Genomic DNA, 2,925 nt, shown 5'->3' with positions numbered 1-2,925 from the left:
TGGAGACCGCCGGCCCGGTGACCGCCACCGGCGACGGGGCGGCCCTCGCGCTGCGCGACCGGGCACTGCTGGAGTTCCTGTACGGCACCGGCGCGCGCATCTCCGAGGCGGTCGGCGCGGCCGTGGACGACCTGGACGTCGACGAGGGCGCCGCCCTGTTGCACGGCAAGGGCGGACGTACCCGCCTGGTGCCGATCGGCGGGTACGCGGTCGAGGCGCTGCGCGCGTACCTCGTGCGGGCCCGTCCGGTGCTCGCCGCCGGCGGCCGGGGCACCCCGGCGGTCTTCCTCAACGCGCGCGGGGGAACCCTCTCCCGGCAGGGCGCCTGGACGATCCTGCGCCGGGCGGCACAGCGCGCCGGGCTGCCGGTGGACGGACCGGAGGCGGTATCCCCGCACACGTTGCGCCACTCGTACGCGACCCACCTGCTCGACGGCGGCGCGGACGTCCGCGTCGTGCAGGAACTGCTCGGGCACGCCTCGGTCACCACCACCCAGGTCTACACGCTGGTCACCGTGGAGCGGCTGCGCGAGGTGTACGCGACGGCCCACCCCCGGGCCCGAGGCTGAGGCCGGCCGCCGACACGCCGCACGGGTGCCGAACGGCCTGCTGGTCGGTGGCGTACAGTCGGGATCGGCGCGGACCTGGCGGGGCGACGCGGACCCAGGGTGCGCGGCGGCGCCGCGAAGGGACGTCGGTCGACTCCGACGCCCGGTGGTCGTCGGGAGGGGGCAACGAGGACATGGCGGGCAACGGTAACCGTGCCGAGACCTGGACGTCGGAGCTCCGCGAGCAGCAGGCCACGCTCGGGGCGGACCTCGGTCCGGCGGACCCGGCGGCCTACACGATGCGCAAGCCGATCCCCGAGCCGATGCCGACCGACCGGCACGGCCCGGCCCGGATCATCGCGATGGCCAACCAGAAGGGCGGGGTGGGCAAGACCACCACGACCATCAACCTGGGCGCCGCCCTGGCCGAGTACGGCCGCAAGGTGCTGCTGGTCGACTTCGACCCGCAGGGCGCCCTCTCGGTGGGCCTGGGCGTCAACCCGCACAACCTCGACCTGTCGGTCTACAACCTGCTGATGCAGGACGACGTCACCGCCGAGGACGTCCTCATCAAGACCGACGTGGCGGGCCTGCACCTGCTCCCGGCCAACATCGACCTGTCGGCGGCCGAGATACAGCTGGTCAACGAGGTCGCCCGGGAGATGGCCCTGGCCCGGGTGCTGCGCAGCGTCCGCAAGGAGTACGACTACATCCTGATCGACTGCCAGCCCTCGCTGGGCCTGCTGGCGATCAACGCGCTGACCGTCGCGCACGGCGTGCTCATCCCGCTGGAGTGCGAGTTCTTCTCGCTGCGCGGTGTGGCGCTGCTGCTGGACACCATCGACAAGGTCCGCGAGCGGCTCAACTTCGACCTGGAGCTGGAAGGCATCCTGGCGACCATGTACGACAGCCGCACCACCCACTGCCGGCAGGTCCTCCAGCGGGTCGTGGAGGCGTTCGGCGACAAGGTCTACCAGACGGTGATCACCAAGACGGTGAAGTTCCCGGAGTCCACCGTCGCCGGTGCGCCGATCACCTCGCTCGACCCGGCGTCGTCCGGGGCCCGCAACTACCGGCAGCTGGCCCGCGAGGTGATCGCCGCGCAGTCCGAGCGGTAGCCGGAACACCGGGTGTCCGCAGCGTGGACTACGGTTCTCCGGTGACCGCGCCACCCCTCGACCCCACCACCGGGCACCGGGCCGCCGACCCGGCCGTGGCGGCGGAGCTGGCTGCCGAGGTCGACGGCGTGGTGCCGGCCCCCGGGGACGACACGGCCGCGACGAGCGGGTTCACCGTACGGCTGGCGAACTTCACCGGCCCCTTCGACCTGCTGCTGCAACTGATCAGCAAGCACAAGCTGGACGTCACCGAGGTGGCGCTGCACAAGGTCACCGACGAGTTCATCGCCTACATCCGGGCGATGGGCGACCAGTGGGACCTGGACGAGACCAGCGAGTTCCTGCTGATCGCCGCGACCCTGCTCGACCTGAAGGCGGCCCGGCTGCTGCCCGCCGCCGAGGTCGAGGACGAGGAGGACCTCGCCCTGCTGGAGGCCCGGGACCTGCTGTTCGCCCGGCTGTTGCAGTACAAGGCGTACAAGGAGGCGGCGGCGCACATCGCGGCCCTGGAGGAGGTCGGTGGGCGGCGCTACCCGCGCGCGGTCACCCTGGAGCCCCGGTACGCCGAGGCCCTGCCCGACCTGGTCCTCGGCATCGGCCCGGAGCGGCTGCTGAAACTCGCGATCAGGGCCATGACGCCGAAGCTGGTGCCCGAGGTCTCCATCGCCCACGTGCACATGGTCCGGGTCAGCGTCCGGGAGCACGCGGCGATTCTCACCGAACGGCTGCGCCGCGCCGGCACCGCCGCGTTCTCGCTGCTCTGCGCCGACTGCGAGATCACCCTGGAGGTGGTGGCCCGGTTCCTGGCGCTGCTCGAGCTGTACCGCGAGGGCCTGGTGGCGTTCGTGCAGGAGCAGGCCCTGGAGGAGCTGACCGTACGCTGGACCGGCCCCGCCGACGGCGGCCCGGACCTGCACATCGACGAGTACGCCGGCACCCCCGAGCCACCCGAGGCCGGCGTGGCGGGGTCGGTTGAGGCGGTTGAGCCGGACGGCGTGGCCGAGGCGGCTGAGTCGGCTGACGTGGTTGATGCCGGGCCCGCCGACGTGGCCGAGCCGGAGCGCACGGGAAGGACCGAGGAGTGAGCGCGATGAACGACGAGGAGCGCCGGGACTCCCTGGCCGACCAGGCCGCCGCCTGGGTCCCACCCTGGGAGCGGGGGGGGCCCGCCCCCCCCCCCCCCCCCCCCCCCCCCCCCCCCCCCCCCCCCCCCCCCCCCCCCCCCCCCCCCCCCCCCCCCCCCCCCCCCCCCCGCCGGC

3 protein-coding genes are annotated in these 2,925 nt (G+C 73.7%); all 3 read left to right on the top strand.

The window, feature by feature from the left end:
• Nucleotides 1-569 (top strand): tyrosine-type recombinase/integrase (locus tag AB0I76_RS26490; protein ID WP_357040824.1); only part of this gene is annotated, 569 nt, incomplete at its 5' end.
• A gap of 173 nt (nt 570-742) precedes the next feature.
• On the top strand, nt 743-1,666 hold the full coding sequence (locus tag AB0I76_RS26485) for an AAA family ATPase (RefSeq protein ID WP_357040821.1): 924 nt from the start codon (nt 743-745) through the stop codon (nt 1,664-1,666).
• Nucleotides 1,667-1,707: 41 nt separating this feature from the next.
• A complete protein-coding gene (locus tag AB0I76_RS26480; RefSeq protein WP_357040818.1) occupies nt 1,708-2,751 on the top strand; it encodes a ScpA family protein in 1,044 nt (347 codons plus the stop codon).
• The last annotated feature ends 174 nt before the right edge of the window (nt 2,752-2,925 follow it).

It is taken from the genome of Micromonospora sp. NPDC049799 (genome assembly GCF_040656655.1).
Classification (GTDB): domain Bacteria; phylum Actinomycetota; class Actinomycetes; order Mycobacteriales; family Micromonosporaceae; genus Micromonospora.
This window is presented reverse-complemented; position numbering and strand designations above follow the sequence as displayed.

What these genes read in the sequence shown, in the direction of transcription:
- AB0I76_RS26485 (WP_357040821.1), top strand. Translation starts at nt 743, where the DNA reads ATGGCGGGCAACGGTAACCGTGCCGAGACCTGGACGTCGGAGCTCCGC.